Source organism: Paenibacillus sp. VTT E-133280 (genome assembly GCF_002264385.1).
Lineage (GTDB): Bacteria > Bacillota > Bacilli > Paenibacillales > Paenibacillaceae > Paenibacillus_AQ > Paenibacillus_AQ nitricinens.
On the sequence record NZ_NFUX01000091.1, the window covers coordinates 1 to 22,551 of the forward strand.

The 22,551-nt window shown below is 46.6% G+C and carries 17 protein-coding genes; 4 read left to right on the plus strand and 13 right to left on the minus strand.

The annotated features are described in order from the left end of the window. Positions 1-199: 199 nt before the first annotated feature. Positions 200-556 carry a hypothetical protein gene (locus CA600_RS27470; RefSeq protein WP_076286059.1) on the minus strand — a complete coding sequence of 119 codons (357 nt, stop codon included), beginning with the start codon at positions 554-556 and terminating at the stop codon, positions 200-202. 145 nt (positions 557-701) lie between these two features. On the opposite strand from CA600_RS27470, the gene asnB reads away from it, so the two are divergent. Further along, entirely contained in the window at positions 702-2,546 is a 1,845-nt protein-coding gene (asnB, locus tag CA600_RS27475) for an asparagine synthase (glutamine-hydrolyzing) (protein WP_094874317.1), read from the plus strand. A gap of 64 nt (positions 2,547-2,610) precedes the next feature. On the opposite strand, the gene CA600_RS27480 is transcribed toward asnB, so the two are convergent. The 4 genes from CA600_RS27480 to CA600_RS27495 form a co-directional block, all read right to left on the minus strand. Continuing rightward, on the minus strand, positions 2,611-3,447 hold the full coding sequence (locus tag CA600_RS27480; RefSeq protein ID WP_094874318.1) for an aldo/keto reductase: 837 nt from the start codon (positions 3,445-3,447) through the stop codon (positions 2,611-2,613). Positions 3,448-3,604: 157 nt separating this feature from the next. Beyond that, positions 3,605-4,057 carry a cupin domain-containing protein gene (locus CA600_RS27485; protein ID WP_094874319.1) on the minus strand — a complete coding sequence of 151 codons (453 nt, stop codon included), beginning with the start codon at positions 4,055-4,057 and terminating at the stop codon, positions 3,605-3,607. A 102-nt stretch (positions 4,058-4,159) separates the two neighbouring features. Further along, entirely contained in the window at positions 4,160-5,095 is a 936-nt protein-coding gene (locus CA600_RS27490; RefSeq protein ID WP_094874320.1) for an SPFH domain-containing protein, read from the minus strand. Further along, entirely contained in the window at positions 5,095-5,529 is a 435-nt protein-coding gene (locus CA600_RS27495; protein ID WP_094874330.1) for an NfeD family protein, read from the minus strand. The genes CA600_RS27490 and CA600_RS27495 overlap by 1 nt, the downstream gene beginning before the upstream one ends. A 602-nt stretch (positions 5,530-6,131) precedes the next feature. Between CA600_RS27495 and CA600_RS27500 the strand changes: the two genes are divergently transcribed. Further along, the gene (locus CA600_RS27500; RefSeq protein WP_094874321.1) at positions 6,132-8,078 is read left to right on the plus strand and encodes a glycosyl hydrolase family 18 protein; all 1,947 of its coding nucleotides are present in this window, start codon (positions 6,132-6,134) and stop codon (positions 8,076-8,078) included. A gap of 76 nt (positions 8,079-8,154) precedes the next feature. Then, a complete protein-coding gene (locus CA600_RS27505) occupies positions 8,155-10,536 on the plus strand; it encodes a glycosyl hydrolase family 18 protein (RefSeq protein ID WP_094874322.1) in 2,382 nt (793 codons plus the stop codon). Between the two features lie 246 nt (positions 10,537-10,782). On the opposite strand, the gene CA600_RS27510 is transcribed toward CA600_RS27505, so the two are convergent. The 3 genes from CA600_RS27510 to CA600_RS27520 all read right to left on the minus strand — a co-directional run bounded on the left by CA600_RS27510 (position 10,783) and on the right by CA600_RS27520 (position 13,485). Then, positions 10,783-11,439: an XTP/dITP diphosphatase gene (locus CA600_RS27510; RefSeq protein WP_094874323.1), complete on the minus strand. Its 657-nt coding sequence runs from the start codon at positions 11,437-11,439 to the stop codon at positions 10,783-10,785. Between the two features lies 1 nt (position 11,440). Then, positions 11,441-12,199 (minus strand): ribonuclease PH, encoded by a 759-nt coding sequence (gene rph, locus CA600_RS27515; RefSeq protein WP_042130710.1) that lies wholly within the window; start codon positions 12,197-12,199, stop codon positions 11,441-11,443. Between the two features lie 164 nt (positions 12,200-12,363). After that, positions 12,364-13,485 (minus strand): GerMN domain-containing protein, encoded by a 1,122-nt coding sequence (locus tag CA600_RS27520; protein ID WP_179281759.1) that lies wholly within the window; start codon positions 13,483-13,485, stop codon positions 12,364-12,366. Between the two features lie 272 nt (positions 13,486-13,757). Here CA600_RS27520 and CA600_RS27525 point away from each other — a divergent pair, with 272 nt between their 5' ends. Further along, complete coding sequence (locus CA600_RS27525; RefSeq protein WP_094874325.1) at positions 13,758-14,366, plus strand: phosphatidylglycerophosphatase A family protein; 609 nt, start codon at positions 13,758-13,760, stop codon at positions 14,364-14,366. A gap of 740 nt (positions 14,367-15,106) precedes the next feature. Here the strand turns inward: CA600_RS27525 and CA600_RS27530 are convergent. The 5 genes from CA600_RS27530 to CA600_RS27550 all read right to left on the minus strand — a co-directional run bounded on the left by CA600_RS27530 (position 15,107) and on the right by CA600_RS27550 (position 22,322). Beyond that, positions 15,107-16,171, minus strand: coding sequence for an MBL fold metallo-hydrolase (locus CA600_RS27530; protein WP_094874331.1), 1,065 nt, complete (start codon positions 16,169-16,171; stop codon positions 15,107-15,109). Between the two features lie 39 nt (positions 16,172-16,210). Continuing rightward, positions 16,211-16,945 carry a class I SAM-dependent methyltransferase gene (locus CA600_RS27535; protein ID WP_094874326.1) on the minus strand — a complete coding sequence of 245 codons (735 nt, stop codon included), beginning with the start codon at positions 16,943-16,945 and terminating at the stop codon, positions 16,211-16,213. A gap of 149 nt (positions 16,946-17,094) precedes the next feature. Further along, positions 17,095-18,786, minus strand: coding sequence for a glycoside hydrolase family 13 protein (locus CA600_RS27540; protein WP_094874327.1), 1,692 nt, complete (start codon positions 18,784-18,786; stop codon positions 17,095-17,097). A 71-nt stretch (positions 18,787-18,857) separates the two neighbouring features. Continuing rightward, on the minus strand, positions 18,858-20,507 hold the full coding sequence (locus CA600_RS27545; protein ID WP_094874328.1) for a response regulator: 1,650 nt from the start codon (positions 20,505-20,507) through the stop codon (positions 18,858-18,860). Next, the gene (locus CA600_RS27550) at positions 20,508-22,322 is read right to left on the minus strand and encodes a sensor histidine kinase (protein WP_094874329.1); all 1,815 of its coding nucleotides are present in this window, start codon (positions 22,320-22,322) and stop codon (positions 20,508-20,510) included. Positions 22,323-22,551 lie beyond the last annotated feature (229 nt).

The following is a 22,551-nucleotide window of genomic DNA, read 5'->3' on the forward strand; positions in this document are numbered from 1 at the left end:
ATGCTCTATCCAGCTGAGCTACCGGGACATATAAGAATTAATGATATGTATTGACGCAACGATATTTATTATACCCTATTCAGCAGAATTTTCAAGATCAAACATTTTGGAAAATAAGTAATCTTCATCCTATTTTAATAATAACAAGGGCATCCTAGCTATTTTCATAGCTTACGGATACCCTCGTTTTTACTCCATATTACTCCAGATTCCGAAAATGCTGCTCCAGCTGCTTTTTTAAATCTCCGTATGTCATTAATTCTCTCTGAAACTTGGAACGTTCATCTTCTGGCGTCATAATCATACTGCCTGTAAACGCGCTCGAAGTCACATCTTTAAAAGCATCATGCATATTGTTATCAAACCAATCAGTAGAAGTATCAGCGTCATTAGTGAGAATACGGACAATCTCATAGCCTTCTTCGCGCTGATCTTCTACGATATACACCAAAAGTGCAGGATCACTAACAGCACCTGGCAATACACCTACTTCTGCACAAGGCGCACCGTCATACTCCATCATTCTGCGAATTTTGGCATCTTTAATATAATACACCTGTCATCCTTCCCTCCTGGCAAATTCCTCTCTTCCCTAGTGTTCGGATAAGGACATACATTTTATGCCTTCCTTCGGCATATATCTGTATTACTTGGCAAAAAAGTAAGGACAACAATCGCACAAAAAGAGAGGATGAACCATCATGTGCGGAATAACCGGATTTATCCAGTGGCGCGGAGATCTCACGCAGCACTCGCAGTTGCTGGTCAAAATGACTGAAACTTTAGCAGACCGCGGACCGGATGCAGCTGGAACTTGGATTTCAGGCCCCTGTGCATTCGGTCACCGCAGACTTAGCGTTATCGATCCAGAGAACGGCGCGCAGCCTATGATCACCCGCCATGAGGAACAGGTATACGCGATTGTGTACAACGGCGAATTATATAATGCACCCGAGCTCAAACAAGAACTTAAGCAGCGGGGTCATCAATTCCGTACCCAATGTGACACTGAGGTTCTGCTTCATGCCTATATCGAATGGGGACCGGATTGTGTAGAGAAGCTCAATGGGATCTTTGCCTTTGCAGTGTGGGACGGTCTTCGGGATCAGGTCTTTTTTGCACGTGACCGTTTAGGCGTGAAGCCCCTGTTCTATAGTAAAGTGGATGATGTCTTAGTTTTTGGCTCAGAGCCTAAGGCGCTGCTGCAGCACCCCAAGGTACAGCCAGTCGTAGGTCCCGAAGGACTTGCGGAAATCTTTATTATCGGTCCAGCCCGTACACCAGGACACGGTGTTTATAAGGATATGCAGGAACTTCGTCCTGGGCATGCCATGATCTATAGCCGTGAAGGTCTGCGTAGTTATGCTTATTGGAAGCTGGAAAGCGTAAAACACACTGATAATGAAGCAGAAACAGCTACTAAGGTGCGTGAACTGCTGCAGGATACGCTCGAACGCCAACTGGTCTCAGATGTTCCTGTCTGCTCCCTCTTGTCAGGAGGGCTGGACTCCAGTGCGTTAACAGCACTTGCAGTGGACTACTACAACCGAAACGGTCAAGGACGAGTGGATACGTATTCCGTCGATTATGTCGATAACGACAAGCACTTCAAGAGCCATACTTTTCAGCCCGGAGCAGATGGTCCATGGATTAAGCGAATGGTCGATGAATTAAATACGAACCATCGCTATATCTCGTTTGATACACCAGAGCTTGTAGAAGCACTTGATAATGCACTGTACACACGCGATTTACCTGGGATGACCGATGTGGACTCTTCTTTGTATTTATTTTGCCGTGAGATTAAAAAGAATGCTACTGTAGCCATTTCCGGCGAAGCTGCCGATGAGATTTTTGGCGGTTATCCTTGGTTCCATCGGGAGGAAATGCTCTCCTCAGGCACTTTCCCTTGGTCTGTTGCTCCTAAAATGCGTGCCAGTCTATTATCCCCTGAAGTTAATGAATGGATTCGGCCGCTGGAATATTTGGGTGACAGATACAGTGATGCAGTAGCCGAAGTCCCAACATTGGATGGGGAGACAGGTAAACAAGCACAAATGCGCGTAATGTCCTATTTAAACATCACCCGCTTCATGCCTACTTTGCTCGACCGTAAGGACCGAATGAGTATGGGCGCCGGACTAGAGGTACGTGTTCCTTATTGTGATCATCGCCTCGTTCAATATGTCTTTAATATTCCTTGGGAAATCAAGAACCTAAACGGTCGTGAAAAAGGGATTTTACGCAAAGCGCTTGAGGGAATTCTTCCAGATGATGTGCTATATCGTAAAAAAAGTCCTTATCCGAAAACACACAATCCAGCCTATTTAAACGCAGTACGAACACAAGTATTGAATATTCTAGATGACTCTACTTCACCTATACTCCCATTAATTGATGCTGCCAAAATCCGTGAGATCGCCGCTTCCCCAGAATCCTCTACCAATCTGCCTTGGTTCGGCCAGCTCATGTCCGGTCCTCAGCTCTTTGCTTACCTCGCCCAAGTAGATCTCTGGCTGCGTAAATATAACGTCTCCATCCAATAAGCGACAAGCCAAACAGCAAGTCCCCGTATCGGCGGCTTGCTGTTTGGCTTGTATTCGTAATTTTTTAGAAATTAAAATTGTCCGGATCGGGACCGAAACGATGGTTTCTGTTCAAATCTTCGATGGCTTTAACATCCTCATCACTTAACGTGAAGTCAAAGAATCCTGCATTTTCCTTGATTCGATCCGCATGTACTGACTTCGGAATCGTAATGACGCCTTGCTGCAAATCCCAACGAAGTACAATTTGAGCAGGGGTCTTATCATACTTTCCAGCCAGTTCTTTAAGAAGGGGAAGATCCAGGTTCCCTTGCATTAGCGGACTCCAAGCTTCAAGCTGGATCCCTTGCTCATTGGCATACTTCAGCAGCTCGCGCTGAGTCAACAGCGGATGGAATTCCACCTGATTCACCACTGGAACCACGCCAGTGTCCTCGATGATATCCTTCAGATGATGAATCTGAAAATTGCTCACGCCAATAGATTTGATGAGGCCCTCTTTTTGCAGATGAATCAGAGCTTTCCAAGTCTCCCGATACTTTCCTGCCACCGGCCAATGTATGAGATACAAGTCTATATAGTCCAGCCCCAGCTTGCGCCGGCTAACTTCGAACGCTTTCAGAGTTGATTCATAGCCTTGATCAGGGTTGCGCACTTTCGTCGTAATAAACAGTTCATCACGGGCCACTCCACATTCACGAATAGCCTGACCTACACCTTCTTCGTTATTGTAACCAGCAGCCGTATCAATACTGCGATATCCAAGCTCCACTGCGGTCTTGACCGCGTGAATAACCTCTTCCCCATCTTTAGTCTGATACACGCCAAGGCCCAGCCACGGCATAGTCACTCCATCATTTAAAGTCGGACCTCCCGAGAACGGTGCATTCAATTCACTCATTGCTTAACCCTCCAAGCTTATTGTTATTTCATTAATCTTACTTAACCTAAATTCACGCTTCAGAAGCAAGCGCTATCACAAAAGTATAGCAGAATGCTTCATCATTCCCAAAATCCTCATAAAAAAACGGAGGCATATATAAAGCCTCCGCTCTTCTTTATTTCTCAATTAGTTTGAAATCATCAAAATGGAATTCTGGAGAAACGATACAGGAGACCAACGTCGGTTCTTCACCTAACGTACGCGCGGCCTGCCATACTCCCGCTGGAACAACCACTTGTGGCTGCTGGCCTGCAGCAATATCGAGACCCAAAATAACTTCCTGCACATCCTCAGGCTTATCTCCAGTACCTCCCAGACTAAGCACGATTGGACTACCGGAATGCCACAACCAAACTTCATCGGACAATACCGTATGCCAATCAGATTGCTCGCCTTCGTGAAGCAAAAAATAAATGGAAGATGCCGAATGACGTGATCCAGAATAGCTATCGCCTAGCACTTCCTGGGAAATTTCAAATTCTGAATTCCAAAGTCTTTTGTACCAACCACCCTCTACGTGGGGCTGTAGTCCGAGCAGTTCAACTAGCGGTGAGATTTCTTTTGTCACGGTAGCTTCTCTCCTTCAAAGTTTGCATGAGCAACAATAGCTTCGTATGCATAAGGTTGTTTTTGCTTTTTACTTTAACGGAAGAAGCGCGAATTGTAAAATCTATTTACTATCCTTGCTCGCTTTGAATACCTCAGCAATCGCCCCAAGACTTCCCAGCGTTTCAACAGCGCTTGTTGGCAGGAACACTTTATTCGCAGGACCTTTAGCGATTTCAGCCAGCGCCTCGAAGGAGCGATAAGCTAGCACCTGCTCATCCAGACCTGCTGAGCGAATCAGCTCTATGCGTGTTTTTTCAGCTTCGGCCACCGCTTGAATGGCTTTCGCCTCACCATGAGCTTCCAGCTCCTGTGCTTGCCGTGAACCCTCTGCTTGGCGGATACGTGCTTCCTTGTCACCTTCTGCTTTTAGAATCTTACTCTGCTTATCCCCTTCAGCACGCAGGATCATATCCTGCTTAGCAGCTTCCGCTTCCAAGACAATCGCCCGCTTGCTCCGTTCCGCTTTCATCTGCTTATCCATTGCTTCCTGAATATCCAGCGGTGGCTTGATATCAATGACTTCCACACGCTCAATCCGTACGCCCCATTTCTCTGTAGCTTCATCAAGAGCCAACCGAATATCGGTCGAAATCTTTTCCCGCCCAGATAAGGTCTCATCTAATTCAAGCTTACCGATGATTTGCCGCATTGTTGCCGTCGAAATGTTTCTTACCCCATATACATAATCAGAAATGCCATAGGTTGCTTCCTCTGGTCCAACCACCTGATAGAAAATAATTGTATCAATCTGCACCTGCACGTTATCCTTCGTGATTACCGTTTGTGGAGGTACATTCGCTTGCTGGATTCTTAAATCATGGTACGTACGCACCTGATCAATTACAGGAATCAGAATGTTCAGTCCCGGAGTCAGCAGACGATTAAATTTACCGAGACGTTCCACTACACCTACCCGCTGTTGTGGTACGATTTTGACTGTTAATGCCACAAATACTACGACCACCACAATAATAATTCCGATAATTGCCCATTCCATTAGTTCATGTCCCCCCATCGTTCTACTTCAATAATCGTCGTGCCTCTCTTCACTACTCTTACAACCTCATCCTTGCCCAGAGACTGAACCGAGCTTGCGCTCCACGTATCTCCACCTACCTTGACTTGCCCATACTGTCCTTGCTCAATAGGCTCAACGACGACACCTTGCCTGCCGACGATTTCTGTACCGGTATCCTTGAACCCACGTGAGCTGCGAAATTTAGAAACCAGTGGTTTCGAGAATATAGTAAGACCAAGTGCGACCAGTGATCCGAGAACCACCTGAAACAAAATAGCATCGGGAGCAATCAACGAGACCAAACCAGCAGCTAATGCACCTATACTGAGCCACAACAGATAAAAAGTAAGCGTCATCATCTCTACTACAAACAGGACACCGGCTGCGATCAGCCATAACACCCACACAACCATCGGTGAACCCACCACCTTCCGTATAATACTACTATAACGAAAAGAACCTGCGATGCGTTGCGTAATTTCCGTAAAAATATTGCAGGCATGTATATCATTTATATTCATGACATCAAAGGTTATGTGTTCTGCATACGTTTCCTGAAAAATAGGACATGCGCCCAATCTATCAAACCTCGATCAAATATGTATCCTTCAATAAGAAAAATCTCCCCCTACATTCCCGAATTTTATCCCTAGCTTAATCGCGCTCTATGCTTGAAAATAAGAAATGCCTCCACCCATATATATGAAATTCATCCTAATTATTCAACTCCAACCCAACTCTTCTACCCATCCTACCCTCTACCAGCATTGTTATATCTACAAGTTTATTAGAAAAGGAATTCTTAGAACAGCAGTTTAGAAAGCGCTTACTTACCTTGTGAGGCTTCATGAGGACGGCTATTTGGGGCTGCTAAATCTATGAATTGGATGTCGGTAGAATGAGAGATACGCACAGGTGAAGGTACAGGTCCATTTCAAACTACGGGAGGTGAACATCGGGATTTCTTGCCGAAAAGTTTTCGAACTACACATTAAACCTCGGAGGTAGAAAATCAATGATATTCATGAAAAAAAGTTCACGCAAAACCTTTGCGATCGCGATGATCGCCGCGCTTGTTCTGACACTTTTTTCAACCCTGGGTAGTAGTGCTAAAACGGCCAACGCTGCACAGGATTATAAACTGGTTGGTTATTACGCATCTTGGGCCGCTTATGGGCGGGCTTACAATGTATCCGATATTGATCCTACCAAAATGAATGTCATTAACTACGCCTTCGCAGATATTTGTTGGAATGGCATTCACGGCAACCCCGACCCAACTGGCCCGAATCCAGTAACCTGGAGCTGTCAAAATGAGCAAGCACAGACCATTAACGTTCCGAACGGCACGATCGTACTGGGTGACCCGTGGATTGACACCGGTAAGAGTTTTGGAGATGACAAATGGGATGACCCCATCAAAGGTAACCTGAAGCAGCTGTGGAAGCTGAAAGAAAAGAACCCCAACCTGAAGACAATGATCTCCGTTGGAGGCTGGACTTGGTCGAACCGTTTCTCGGATGTGGCGGCCACCGCTGTGACCCGTGAGGTTTTTGCCAACTCTGCGGTAGACTTCATTCGTAAATATAAAATGGACGGTGTCGATCTCGACTGGGAGTACCCAGTTAGCGGTGGGCTCGCAGGGAACAGCTACCGTCCCGAAGACAAGGAGAACTATATCCTTCTTCTGCAAAAAATCCGTGAAAAGCTAAATGCTGCCGGTCAGACCGACGGTAAAACCTACCTGCTGACCATTGCTTCCGGGGCAGGCCCGACGTATGTCAATAACAATAATCTTGCAGGTATTGCTTCCATTGTAGATTGGATCAATATTATGACCTATGACTTTAACGGAAGCTGGAATAAGACTACAGGTCACAATGCCCCTTTGTATTATGACCCTGCCGCTTCTGCCTCAGGTCTGACCGAACCGCAAAATTTCAACATCGATAAAGCAGTAACCAGCTATTTAGATCATGGCGTACCCGCAAACAAGTTAGTTCTCGGTATGGGATTCTATGGTCGAGGATGGGGTGGCGCTCCGGCAACAGGAAATGGCCAATACCAATTGTCCTCTGGAGTTTCGTCCACAGGTACATGGGAGAAGGGCAGCTACGATTTCTACGACCTCGAAGCTAATTATATTAACAAAAACGGCTATACCCGTTACTGGAATGACACATCAAAAGTGCCTTATCTCTATAATCCAACGAATCAAACTTTTATCAGCTATGACGATGTAGAATCCTTTGGCCATAAGATCAGTTATCTCAAATCAAAAGGTCTTGCAGGCGCCATGTTCTGGGAAACAAGTGGGGACCGGAACAAAACACTGACCAACAAACTAAACGCCGATCTTGGCGGTGGAGTTGTGCAACCAACTCCAACTCCAACAGTAACGCCTACACCAACACCAACACCAACACCAACACCAACACCGACGGCTACAGTAACCCCAACCTCAACACCGACACCAACGTTAACTCCATCGCCAACAGCTACTCCGGGACAATGTGCAGCGGCATGGAGCCAGACAGCCGTATATACGGGCGGTCAGCAAGTTTCTTATAACGGTTCAGTCTATGAAGCCAAATGGTGGACCCAAGGCGATCGTCCCGACCTTAGCGGTGCTTCCGGAGTCTGGAAATTTATCAGCTTGTGCGGAACAGCAACGCCGGCTCCGTCGGCAACAGTAGCACCGACGCCAACTGTTGCGCCAACAGCAACTGCCACACCAACCGCAACAGTAACACCGACACCAACTGTAGCACCGACGACAACTCCGACACCAGCGCCTACTGTAGCACCGACTCCTGGAAGTTCCAGCTGGGCAGCAGGAATCGCCTACAAAACGGGTGATGTCGTTAGCTACAATGCCAAAACGTATACCTGCCTTCAGCCCCATACTTCACTTCAAGGCTGGGAACCGGCGACCACACCCGCTCTTTGGAAACTAAATTAAGATTCCGATTTGCGCGTAGGGAATCATCGTTCCATCTACCCGTGAAATCATATTATCCCCTATGGAGGAATGTTAAATGAAGATAAGTACACGAAATAGGCGAAGTAAATCCGCACGTTACATTGCAGCCTTAATGAGCGCCATCATTCTGCTCCCGCTTTACACAAGTGCAGGAGGATCGTCGCAAGTGGCCTTAGCAGCAGGAACAACGCCAGCTGCTCCTGCTCCCGCTGCAGATCATCCGCGTAAAATTGTTGCTTATTTCCCGGAGTGGGGAGATCAGGAGAACAAAGGATTTTATACTGTCGACAAAATACCGTGGGATAAAATCACTCATATTAACTATGCATTCGCGAAGGTAAACCCTCAAACGAACAAGATTGATTTGATGGACCGTACAGCAGCGATCGAAAAAGATTATCCCAACCAGCTAACGAATTTGCCGTTTAAAGGACATTTTAACCAACTTATAAAGTATAAGCAGCTTTATCCTGATGTCCGCACCCTGATTTCGGTTGGTGGCTGGTCGGGTTCTGGTGGTTTTTTCAACATGGCCAATTCAGAAGCAGGTCGCGAGACGTTTGCGAACAGTGTCGTGGATTTTCTACGTACGTACCAGTTCAACGGTGTAGACATTGATTGGGAGTACCCATCCGGCACTGGCCAATCAGGTAACCCGAATGACTTTGGCGTAGCTGAGCCGCTGCGTACAGTGAACTACAACAACTATGTTCTCCTGATGAAAAAGCTTCGCGAAAAGCTGGATCAGGCAGGTGCACAGGATAATCAGAAATATGACCTAACCATCGCCGCAACCGCTTCCTCCTGGATTCTAGGCGGGATGAAGTTAGGGGAAGCTAACCAGTATTTGGACTGGGCGAACCTCATGACATATGATTTCCACGGTGCGTGGAATGGATATGTAGGACCGCATTCCGCCCTGTACCCAGATTCTCGCGATACAGAAACCGCTGCGCTGGGCACTCCGGTTCTGAATACCGACTGGGCCGTTCGATACTATTTGGGTACGCTTCCACCGGAAAAAATCGTTATCGGAGTTCCTTATTACTCACGTGGCTGGAAGAATGTAAATGGAGGCATCAACAACACCGGTCTTTACGGTACAGCACCTACAACCGGAGGTGGAGCCGATGGCATATACGGAATCTGGAATGACCCTGCACCAGAGCAGCCGGCTGGCGCAAATCCAATCTGGCATGTGCTGAATCTGCTCAAGGACCCAGCGAACAAGCGCTATTTCGATCCTGTTACCAAAACCCCATATATGTATAACGCAGACAAAAAGGTATTTCTTACGTATGAAGATAAGGAATCTCTCGGCTACAAACTGGATTATATCAAGCAAAAAGGATTGGGAGGGATGATGTTCTGGGAATTGACTGGCGACTATTCTGAAAAGAGTGATGGCACCTATACGTACGGCAACGCTTTGACCGATTTTGCCTATGACCAGCTTAAGACAGCCTCTCTGCCAGGTGGAACACCGAAGCCACAACTTCCTGCGCCTCAGAACTTTAGCCTTAACTTCAGCGGTACTTACGATCATCCGAATTATACCTACTCCTTGAAAATAACGAATAACACAGGTACGGATATCTCTGGTGGCTGGAAGCTGGAATTCGATCTACCGACAACAACAACCTTGACCTCTGCGTGGGGAGCAGGTACTGTAGAACAAATCTCTACGGCTTGGGACTTTAACCGCTACCGTATTACAGGGACGGCTTCCCAAACGATTGCAAACGGAGCTGCACTGGAAATTCCAGGCATGATGAAGCTGAACTTCTCGGGCGGTCCGCAACGCATTACACTGAACGGAAGCTCGTCCCAGCAGGAATACGACAAACTGTATGGAGGCGTTACGCCAACACCAACGCCAACACCGTCTGCAACACCAACACCTACTCCAACCACGACACCGTCTGCAACGCCGACTGCAACCATAGCACCTACTTCAACGCCAAGCGCAAGCGCAACCGTAACTCCAACACCTACGCCGGGACAATGTTCGGCAGCAACTTGGAGTGCGACAGGCGTGTACACTGGGGGACAGCGTGTATCCTACAACGGTTCACTATATGAAGCCAAGTGGTGGACGCAAGGAGATCGTCCCGATCTTAGCGGTGCTAATGGCGTCTGGAAATTCATCAGCACATGCGAAACCGCAACGTCTACACCTACGGTAACTGTAGCTCCAACAGTGACGCCGACGTTGGCACCTACAGTGGCACCAACGTCTACTGTTCTCCCAACACCTACAGCAATCGCAACACCAACTCCACTACCTACGGGAGGCTCAATCTGGATAACAGGGGTTGCTTACAAAGTAGGTGACGTTGTCACCTATAATGGAAAAACATATTCATGCTTGCAGCCTCACACTTCCCTTCAAGGGTGGGAGCCAGGTTCCACACCTGCTCTTTGGAAGCTGTTATAATCCAGCCAATGAAAAAGCTCCACATTTATTATAGTGCCGAATAATTTCCAACCCTATGTCTTACGGATTCACATGACGTTATTTGTATAAAGCCACTTTTAAGATCAGCTGTGTCCGGTAATGGTGACAAACTTGCAAATATAACAACCATACGAAGTTCGGTGCTTAGTTTCCGAGGTGATTGCAAAAAAACAGGGTATCCAGCAGCCAATGGCTTTTGGATACCCTGTTTTGTATAAAAAGGCTCTATTCCTGTGGTAGTTCGCCTTCAGCTGCCAGCTTCTTCTCCAGCTTCGCTGTTAGCATTCGCAGTGCAACTCCTCGATGGCTGATATGCTGCTTCTCTTCTAGCGTAAGCTCTGCCATAGTTTTTTCATGCTCCGAGAGATAGAAGAGCGGGTCATAACCAAATCCGCCAGCACCGGAAGGTTCTGAGGTAATCCAGCCCTCGACTGCACCTTCTGCGGTTAGCTCCTGCTTGGAAACCGGATCATACAGCGACAAAGTGCAGACGTACCTAGCTGTGCTCAGCAAAGGCTGGTCAGTGTCTTCCCCCTGCTTCAATCGCTCCAGCTCGCTAAGCAGCTTCAGATTATTCGCACCATCCGTAGCATCTTCACCAGCATAACGTGCAGAGTACACACCCGGCTGACCATCCAAGGCGTCTACGCAAAGACCCGAATCATCGGCGAGGACCGGGATTCCAAGGGCATCACCTACGGCTTTGGATTTTTTAAAGGCGTTCTCGGCAAAAGTGGCTCCGTCTTCTACCACATCGGGCAGATCCGGATAGTCGTACATACTTTTCACTGTCAGCCCTAGCGGGGCAAAAGCATGCTCGAATTCACGTACTTTCCCCTTATTCTTCGTCGCAACAATAAGAATACCGCCGTCAGACTTCATGCTACACCTCTTGGCCCGGCTGGCCGGATGGGATTTTGAGAGCAATCGCTCCCAGTGCTTCTTTCTGCGCAGCAATCAGTTCATAGATTCCCTTCTCACCTAGACCCAGTAAAAGATCCAGCTCTTGACGAGTGAACGGTCTTTCTTCGCCAGTCCCCTGAAGTTCAACAAAGGCACCGCCGCCAGTCATCACTACATTCATATCTACTTTTGCTTTGGAATCTTCTTCATAATTTAAATCCAGCAGCGTTTTATCCCCTACAACACCGACACTGATTGCCCCCAAGAAATCTGTTATAGGAAACACAGGCAACTTGTGCTGAAGTGCAATTTTGTTAATCGCAAATGCCATGGCAACAAAAGCACCTGTAATCGAAGCGGTCCGCGTACCACCATCCGCCTGAATCACATCACAGTCCAATGTAATACTACGCTCGCCTAACGCTTGTAAATTCACTACAGAACGAAGCGCTCGTCCGATCAGCCGTTGGATCTCCATGGTGCGCCCGGTAAGCTTACCGCGTGCAGCTTCACGCTGATTACGGGATTGAGTGGCCCGAGGAAGCATCGAATATTCTGCGGTTACCCAGCCTTTTCCTTGTCCTTTAAGAAACGGAGGTACTTTTTCCTCTACTGTAGCCGTACAAATGACTTTGGTATCTCCCATTTCTATGATCACGGAGCCCTCAGCATATTTATTCGTTTGGGTTGTTATTGTCAGCGGCCGTAATTGGTCGTCGTTTCGCCCGTTTGATCTCATCTTTTCTGCCTCCTACATCGTATAGCTAATAGTTTAGCGTGAGTCCCGTCTCCCCGTTATAAATAGCGAGTCGTATACTGCTTGGGACGTAACGTTTTTTTGAGCAACTTTTATTCTACCAAAGAGGAGGCACAAAAGCATCTTTTAAACCTTACAGAGTCATTCTATAACGGGATCTCATTCAAATATTCTGGTGCGGAAACAGGTTTGCTGTAGTCCACATTATCTGTATCAGTAATCGATTCCTTGCCGTTTAACCGAATTTGCACAAGAGAATCATCTGAATTTTGAGCAACCGTCAGTACGACCGATTCCAGCATTTCAGCGGGTACACCTTTACCATCTGTGAACATATCATCCGTCAAAGATACAGTAACTACACCGTTCTGCCCAGCGTCAACGGAATCAAGTATCGTTCCCTCCGTCATGACCATTTCCAGCCCATTTCCGGATTCAGGACCTGCGATCAATTCGTTCAAAGCAGCAGTCAGCTGTTCTTGTCCAGCGGGTACAAAACGGGTTACAGGAACATAATATTGGATACCGTCAGGAGATGTTGTGGAAAAATAAACAGTAACCGCACTGGAGTTCATCAGAAGAGGACCTTGCTTCGGCAAATTAATGCCCATTGTGCGGGTTAATGGACGATCCAGCGGAGTTCCTTGAAGCGGCATCTCTGTGAGCTTTTTACCATCTACCCAGAGCTGTACGCTTTTAATGTCATCTTGACCGGTCAGCGTCCAAGTGATAGCTTCGAGGATTTTACGTTCCTCTAAAGGATCATAATTATTGAATTCTGAATTAAATTCGACAACAGCTGAATTCGACTTGTCTATCGTAACATCTTTTACTTCCGTTCCAGCTGGAAGAACGCCTTGGAATCCTTCAGGCACTGATGAGGCATATTTCCCCTTGCTCACTAATGCCATTAACGAGTTTTTAATTGCGCTGGAATCTTTGCTCTTTGGCAAGCTGAGGGATACCGGAGCGAGTAATCCATTACCATCTTCCAAAAATACGGTTGTCCGATCTCCGGAAGCATTGCTCTGTGAAGTTTTGGTGTTACCTTTAACCGTGGTCTGTGTATCATCCTGTGTCACCGGACCGAATACACCTGAATCCAAAGTAGTATCTCCACTAGTCTGTAACATTTGCGCTTCCACCTCTGGTGGCGGAGCGTCAATCGATGCCGATTCTGAACCAAACAATCCACAGCCAGACAGTGTCAGTGGAACTGCGATCAGGAAGACTGCGGAGATTCCGCGGATTTGTTGCATAGGTTTCATCATTTATTACCCCTTTCAAGGTTAGATAGGCTTTGTACTGCTATGTATACGAGACCTTTGTCCAAAAAATAACAACAGCTTATCCTAAATTGTTGGAAAAGCCTTTGGACTACTTCTTCATCTCAAGTAGGAGCTGGATTTCAGGTCACTGAAACTTCCCTCTCTGGACAAATACTTCCGGTAAACGTACAATCTGAGGTAACAACAGTCCTTAACATCATACTAACGTTTGCTGTAATGAAATGACTTACTAAACAACGAGGTGACTGAACATGGCTGATGAAAAAATCGAAAAAATACCGTACAGTCTGAACAGCAAGGCCGTCGCAGATGCGACCAAATTCTGGCTGAACAAGCGTGGAGTAAACCTGGAAGAAATCGCGGAACTCGTTATGTTCCTGCAACAGAAATACTATCCGAATTTAACGATGGATGAATGTATCCATAATGTAGAGATGGTGCTTAGTAAACGCGAAGTACAAAATGCAGTACTCACAGGCATTCAATTAGATGTAATGGCAGAAGAGGGCAAGCTGTTCTCCCCACTTCAGGATATGATCGAAAATGATGAGGGATTATACGGCGTAGATGAGATTCTTGCCTTCTCTATCGTGAACGTATACGGCAGTATCGGATTTACCAACTATGGCTATGTGGACAAGCTGAAGCCAGGTGTTCTTCAAAGGTTAAATGACAAAAGCACCGGACAGATCCATACCTACCTCGACGACATCGTCGGAGCCGTGGCGGCAGCAGCCAGTAGCCGAATCGCACACCGCAAGCAAGCGGAACGCGAAATTGAGTTGGATTTGCCTCATACACCGGAGGACCGCGAAGAGGCCGCTAGGAAACTTGCGGAATATGATGAAACGCCAGAGTGAGTTTCGGATCCATCAAAATGAGGAGTTCCAGATATATCAAATGAAATATCAAATGAAACTCTGAAACAATCGCTTTTTTGTGAGTAGCGGGCGAGGGGTTCTACGGTGGGGGTTCTGCTGTGGAGGTTCTACAGGGCTCGTTGGCTATAGGGAAATCCTCCCTATAAAATAACGATTTTGGCTCAAATCCAGAGATTATACGGAATTCTTCCCTATAATCTCTATGAAAATCTCAATTTATAGCCAAATCAGTAGAATTATAAGGAGAAATTCCCTATAAACAGCTCTAGAATCCTTAAACCCAAAATTACAGGGTGAAATTCCCTATAATTACTACCAGCATTTAGCTGCACCACATATATCATTTAGTTGCACGACTTTTGAAGCGTTTCGCCACGTTGTCGGACTCAGGAGACGTTATACTCACAAATCACCCTTAATTTAAATACTTTCGGATTCCAGAAACGCTATTCGCTCAAAAATGACCCAAAAGACTATTCTGCACAAGTAATAACGCCTTTCCGGTCCAATACTAACCTCAAATACCCTAAAATCCACGAATAGCGTCATCTGAGTCCGAATACATACGCTAACGCATGAATATGGAAGTGATCAAAGGATGATAAGAGGGACGGAGGGACAAGGTTACTCAAATACAAAAAAGAGCAGTCCCCACAATCAGGACTGCTCTTGAACAAGTTATACTTTCCAGTACAATTCGATCTTGCTTGCAAGATACTCTAACTGATATGCTCTCCTGCACTTTCAGCTGCGGCGAACAAGAAGCCGCCGTCTGCCTCCAGCATGACTGCCCGTCCCCGGCGCACCAACTCCGCCAAATGCGCCAATGTCTCACTCATCGCGAAGCGCATCTGGTGAACGGTGGTTACCCGGCTGCGAAACAAAATTTCGCATACCGCGAATCCGCTGAGCGGACCGCTGGTAAGCAGCGCCGCCGCTGTATCCAGCCGCTCCTCATGATGAGCGAGCAGGCTATTTACCCGGTGCGCGAAGCCAGCGAAGGGCTCGCGATGACCCGGGAACGCCATGCTGACCGGGTAGCTGCCCAGTTCCCGCAGCCCCTGAAGGAACGTCTGCAGCGGCTGTGGATCGCTGCCCGGCAGCAGGCTGACATTGGGCGAGATCTGCGGGAGCACAGCGTCCCCACAGATCATAAGCCCGCTGCCAGCATGATACAGGCTCACATGCCCCGGCGCATGTCCGCCGGTAACTATGAGCAGCCATTCACGGCCGCCCATCTTGAAGGTCTCCGCCACATTGAAATAAGACACGACAGGCTGTGGCTCCACTTGGGAATTAAAGCTTTCCAAGTGCGCTTTAATTCCGTTCGACCACTGATCTGTCATCCCATGCCGGGTGAAATAAACCGGCAAAATCTCATTTATATCCAAGTCATGTCCCGCACCGTTCCCTGCATTCTTCGCGTCTTTCCCCGCATCATCACCAAAGCCCCCCCACATCAACCTTGCCTCCGCATGGGCGCGCTCCGTCATCCACACCTTACAGCCACTCTGCGACTGCAGCCAGCCGGCTAATCCGTAATGGTCGGGATGGTGATGCGTGACGACGATATCCCGCACTTCATTCCACGATAAGTTCAGCTCCTGCAGGATGCCGAGCCAGCAATTCTCTGTATCCGGGCTACGCGGACCGGGATCAATAATTGTGACTCTGCCCTCTTCATCAGGAAGGATGTAGCTGTTCACTTGACGAAGAGGCGAGTCCATGGGCACCGAGATCTGGAGAATGTTCTGATCCCATGAAGTAATCTCCGCCTTAGACATGGAGCGTTCACCACCTTTGAATCTTTTTCCGGATACCATCTACGGACGTATTCCACCAAAGATCATCCGCGTGGACCTTTCTGCATCATAAACCTCATCTTCATAGCTGCCATGTACAGCTTCGAGCTGTAAGCCTGCTGCCTCGATCATTTCCTTGAACTCCTCCAGTGAATATAGCTTCACACGCTCATGATATTGACGAGGTGTAGGGTCATTTTTAGTGGTTAAAATGATGTCCTTCTTCACATACCCATCCTCGATCCTGCGTGACTCCTCGATCAAATTGTCTCCATCCTCACGTTTAGAATGCGGCACCAGATGACGAATCACATACGCAGGATTCAAAAAATCAATCACGAACTTGCCACCCGGCTTCAGCAAACGATAAATTTCACGCAGAACCTTTACTTGCTCCTCATCTTTTTCAAAATAACCAAAAGAAGTGAACAGATTAACTACAGCATCGAACCCTCCATCCAGTGGTAAATCACGCATATCGGAACGAAGCCAGGTTACCTTCTCCGCCCCGACTTGAGATCGAGCCTCACGCAGCAAAACCTCCGACAAATCTACGCCGGTAACCTCGTATCCTTCCTCCGCAAGTGCCAGAGAATGACGTCCCATCCCACAACATAAATCCAGCACTTTTGATCCTGGAGGCAGCCTCAGCCAGGCGATCATCTGATCCACTTCTTTACGTGCGCCACAGAAATCCCGGTGTTTATATACGATCAGATAATCTTCTCCGAAGCTGTTTTCATACCATTCAGTCATGTTGTCCCTCCTCCTACTGACGTCATCTCACAACTCCACTTCATCTATGCCAATGTAACGCCATTGTACAGTCTTTTGCTGACAAACTCAAAGAAGAGTCATCATCATAACCACTTGGCCTTTAATGACAACTCTTATTGAAACTTCCTTTACTGAAGCTGCTGCAAATAGACTCTTGCTTCATAAGGACGAAGCTTGAGATCTTGAATATCCTCGTTTTTCTCCACGGTATAATTAGAAATTAACAGCTCCATGTTCTCTGGCTTAAACTCTGCCGGCCATTCAAATTCAGGCGATCCATCAAAAAAATTCAAAATAACCAACAATCGCTGATCCTCTAAAGTTCGGGTATACGCATAAATCTCCGTGTGTTCTGCAAGCAGTAGCTCATACGATCCGTAGACGATCACCTTGTATTTTTTTCTTAACGCAATCAGCTGTTTATAGTAGTTATAAATGGAATCCGGATCTTTAACTGCATTGCCGGCATTAATCTCCATATGGTTGGAATTCACTTTAAGCCAAGGTTCACCCGTTGTAAAACCACCTGCATGTCCATCGTCCCATTGCATGGGGGTACGGGCATTGTCTCGGCTTTTATGATGAATCGCAGACATAATCTGCTCTTCTGGAACACCGTTTTTTCGCTTTTCTTCATAATAATTAAGGGTCTCCACATCCCGGTATTCATCAATGGAATCAAAACATACATTCGTCATGCCAATTTCTTCTCCTTGATAAATGTAAGGGGTGCCTTCCAGCATATGAATAAAGGTCGCCAGCATCTTAGCCGAAGGAATCCGGTAAAAAAGATCGTTCCCGAACCTTGACACCGAGCGCGGCTGATCATGGTTACATAAATAGTTTGCATTCCAGCCTCTGTCATGCAGAACCGTCTGCCAGTTGCTCATGATTTTTTTCAGCTCAAGCAGACTCCAGGGCACCACATCCCATTTTCCGCTACCCGGCGAAGCGGCATCCAGAAACATATGTTCAAACTGAAAAGTCATATTCAGCTCCCGACGTCCGTCCCCTACATAATCCAGCGCCTGCTCTGGTCCGAGACCCGAGGTCTCTCCTACTGTCATAATATCGTAGAAATATAACACCTTATCGTATAGATTCTGTAGCAAGGTATGTACATCCTCCAGATTGGAGAACATACCATAGGCTCTTACAGTAGGTGTTCCGTTCGGGTTGTCTGCATCTGGATACCCTTTCGTCTTCACGATATGTGCAATTGCATCAAAACGAAATCCGTCCACGCCCTTCTTCAGCCACCACTCCACCATCTCATGCAGCTTATCAATGACTACAGGATTTTCCCAGTTCAGATCGGGCTGGTATTTGGAGTAGAGATGAAGATAATATTCATCCGTCCCCGGATCAAGCTCCCATACCGAGCCACTGAAATAAGATTCCCAGTTGTTCGGAGGACCGCCATTTTTACCTTTTCTCCAAATATAGTAGTCCCGTTTAGGATTGTCCTTCGACGACCTGGATTCTACAAACCAAGGATGCTCATGTGACGTGTGGTTCAGCACCAAATCCATCATCAACTTCATTCCACGTGCGTGTAACTCCCTGAGCAACCTATCAAAATCATCCATCGTACCGAATTCCTTCATAATGTCACAGTAATCACTGATGTCATACCCGTTATCATGATTAGGTGATTTATAAATAGGACAGACCCAGATCACATCTACACCTAGGTCCTGTAAATAATCCAGTCTCGATATAATGCCTTGTAAATCTCCGATTCCATCTCCGTTACTATCCATGAAGCTGATCGGATAAATCTGATACACGACGCTTTCTTTCCACCATTTGGGGTTCATAACTCCGTTACCTCCTATTTAGCTATATGTAGAGTTTAACCACACAGAGCCTAGTAGATAACAAATTCCCCCTACTTCCCTAATCCCTTTTGATATTGTGAAGGTGTAAGTCCAGTCCATTTTTTAAACGTAGCACTGAAGTGACGCTCTTCACCGTACCCTACCAACTTTGCAACGGCGTACATCTTTAGATTTTGACGGAGCAGCTTTTTCGCTTCTTCTACCCGGTATTGATGCAAGTAATCGAGAAAATTCACACCAAGCTCCTGACGGAATAGCGAACTTAAATAAGTATTAGAAACATAGGCTTCCTTCGCGACATACTCTAGTGTCAGATTGGTATTATATTTATTGCGGATGATCTCCATGGCAGTGACTACTGTGCGATGCAGCGGACGATGTTTGGAAAAGGCCTCCACCACGTTCTGCATAACCTTATTCAAAATCGTAGACAATTCTTCCAACGTCTCTATCTGTGGAGCCTGCTCCATCCAATTGACCAAATGCTGCTTCCATTCGAAGCCAGCAACTTGTTTCTCTTGCGCAAGTCTCTTTAATCGAACTACAAAAGCAGTTGCCCGGATATTCACCTCTTGCTTGAGACATCCCGGGTTGCCGCGAAAACGATCCAGCCATTTCTCCAGCAGATCGAGTGCCTGCTCATTGCTCCCAGCACCAACAGCCACAAGCATCTCATCCTCCAGCACATTTAATTCAGGATCATCTAATATCCCGATCTCCTGTGCGCCACCCCCAATAACTCCCGAGCCTTCTGTATAAAAATAAACGCCGCCTTTCCCGTTCAGAAAGCGGGATTCCATGGCCTGAAGCGCTTCTTTATAAGACAGGTGAGCTTCGGAAATATTCAAGCGACAGGAGCCAACGGCAATACTGATCGACAGTTTGAGGTATTTCTCCAGATTACTTTGCAGCTGCTCAATCTGCTCCTTCAACTGAAGGGGCGCTCGGTAAGGCTTGCGAGGATCCGTTCCGGCTATGCCGCTGCCAATCCAGAGCAAATTATTGCCGTCATGAAAAGTCTCAATCTTTCCTCTATAGATCGGTGACAATGTCTCACTGATAATATTTAACGCTGCGTAACGAATAAGTACGAAATCCTGTCCCGTACCTCCAGTGGAAGGCGAGTCAAAATCGAATCTGACAAGACCAATCTGCGGCCCTTCTGAACCAATCGCCATAGATAACTCTCCGATCAGCTCTTGTCGCCGTTCTAGCGGAACCGGTGGATGGTAAATCCACTGGGATAGAACCTGACTTTTAACAAGCGGTGCATTTTTATGCCAGGACCGATCTCTTTTAAGCTGTTCATCCTCCTGATTTCGTTGTCTTTCAATAAGTTCCTTGGCCTTCAATACCGTCTTCAGAATTTCCTCAGGACGGCATGGCTTCAGCACATAATCAACAACACCTAGGGCGATTGCTTGCTTCGCATAAGAGAACTCGTTATATCCTGATAAAATAATGGACCGGAATCCATAACCTCTGCGCCGTGCGACTTCAATCAGCTCGAGACCACCCATTTGTGGCATACGAATATCCGTTAACAAAAGATCGGGCTGTTCATTCTCCATTAGAGCCAGTGCTTCACTTCCATTCCCCGCCTCGCCCATGACCTCAATTTGATGAGACTTCCAATCAATCATATTTACAATGCCCTCACGGATCGTATCTTCGTCTTCAGCAATCAGCAGCTTCATCATTTATGGACCCTCCACAGTGATATGAATAATAATACGTGTGCCTGCTCCTTCTACACTCTCTAGTTGTAAAGAGGCTCCTGCAAAAAATAAGGCCAGTCGTTCCTGCACATTCATGAGCGCAAATCCTGTGCGTCCTACATTGTCTTCCTCAGGTAAAGAATTCCCCCTCGCTAAACGTTGATGTAGCTCTAGAAGTCTATCTGCCGTGATCCCTACACCATTATCCTGTACCTCAAGCACAATAGTCTTCTCTATACGGTAAGCGCGAACGGATATTAGTCCACTTCCAGACAGCGGCTCAATCCCGTGAATCACTGCGTTCTCGGCTAGTGGCTGCAGCAGCAGCTTCGGTACTGTGAAGTCCTTGATACTCTCATCCAAAGAAATTTCGAATTCAAAACGCTCCTTAAAGCGATTTTTCTGCAGGAACAAGTAATTGGATACCAGCTCCACTTCCTGTTCCAAAGTAAACGTATCACGTCCATCATTTAAGCTCAGTCGGAACACTTGAGATAGAGAATACACCATATCGGCAATTTCTTTATCTCCCTTCTTCTCCGCTTCCCAACAGATTGTATTTAACGTGTTATATAAAAAGTGAGGCCTGATTTGAGCTTGAAGCGTTTTCAACTCTGCCTCCTGCTGCTTCATTCTTGACGCGTATACATCGTTGATGAGCGATTTAATCCGCTGTACCATTAGATTATAACCATGCCCGAGTAAGCCGATCTCGTCATTTCCTTCAAAAAATACCCGCTGCGTAAAATCACCTGTCTGCAGTCTGCGCATCGAACGGGAAAGCTTCTTCAGTGGTTTCGTGATCGCGGCAGCTGCCAGCCAAGTAACCATTAGACTAACTACTAAACACAGAACAGCGATCGTCATCGTGACCTGTAAAATCTGACCGAGCTCTTTAACAAGCTGCCGCTTGGAATGAGCCACCACCACATACCAGCCTGTCGTCTCCGATTGCAGATGTGACACAATCCACTGTTTATGATCCGCTGTAGATTCCAGCCTTTTTTTCACAGTCAGCTTAGGATCGCTGTCCGCAAAATACGGAAGTTCCAGATCTCTTTTGCCAATCCAGCCCGGATTCGAAGCCGTAATGATCAGCCCGTCCCGGTCAATCACGAACATATCTACATCATCTTCAGCATTGTCGAGATATTGGCTACCAATCTTCCCTGCATCCACACCGATCACAGCGAGTCCTGCCGGCTTTAATGTGTAAATATTCTTGATGATTCTGGAAAGCACAATCTTATGATAATGATCCCCTACAAAAATGCCGTCAGTCGGCCTGGATAGTCCAAAGGTTGGGCTGCCTGCTGCTTGAATAGCTTCTTTATAATACGAGGTTTTGATAAAATCCGAGAACTTCATCCCTGTCGTCAATCCTGCCTGATTCGCAGCAAAAGGCTCTGCTCCGTTGTTATCGTCTAAAGAATACAGAATTAGAGATTGTATAGAATTGCCTGCAACCATAAGATTGGTAACGGTCTTAAATACAGAATTACGTTCCTTTTGTGCTTCAGACGATGCTAAGAGCCGCTGCACACTTTCATCCAGAAAGAGTGTATTCGAAAAAGATATCATGCCTCGCACCATCTCATCGATCTGCTCTGCTGTTTTTTTGGTAAGATGATCCTGTGACTGTTTCATTTTCTCCACAACCTGCTGTGAAGAGATCTGATACGAGTTCCAGCCCATAGCGAATATGGTCACCAGAAGCAGGGGGACGAACCATAACAACAGCTTAAATTGGAGCGGAAGATGGCGATAACGGCTGACTAAGCGAAAGTTTCGATTCATGAGAACCACCTTGTTATAAGTTCTTACATATAGAAAATGATGTGTAAACCAAGTATAACTGAAATTATTACACCCTGAACCGGCTTTTTACATTCGCTAAAAAATGCCTACATCATTCTTAAATATGAACCATGTTTCTATTTGCCAGAAACTCTTAAGATGAGGATGCAAGCAAAAACGCCTTCGGACGTCTCTTATAGACGGTAAGCGTTTATGCGAGAAATATAAG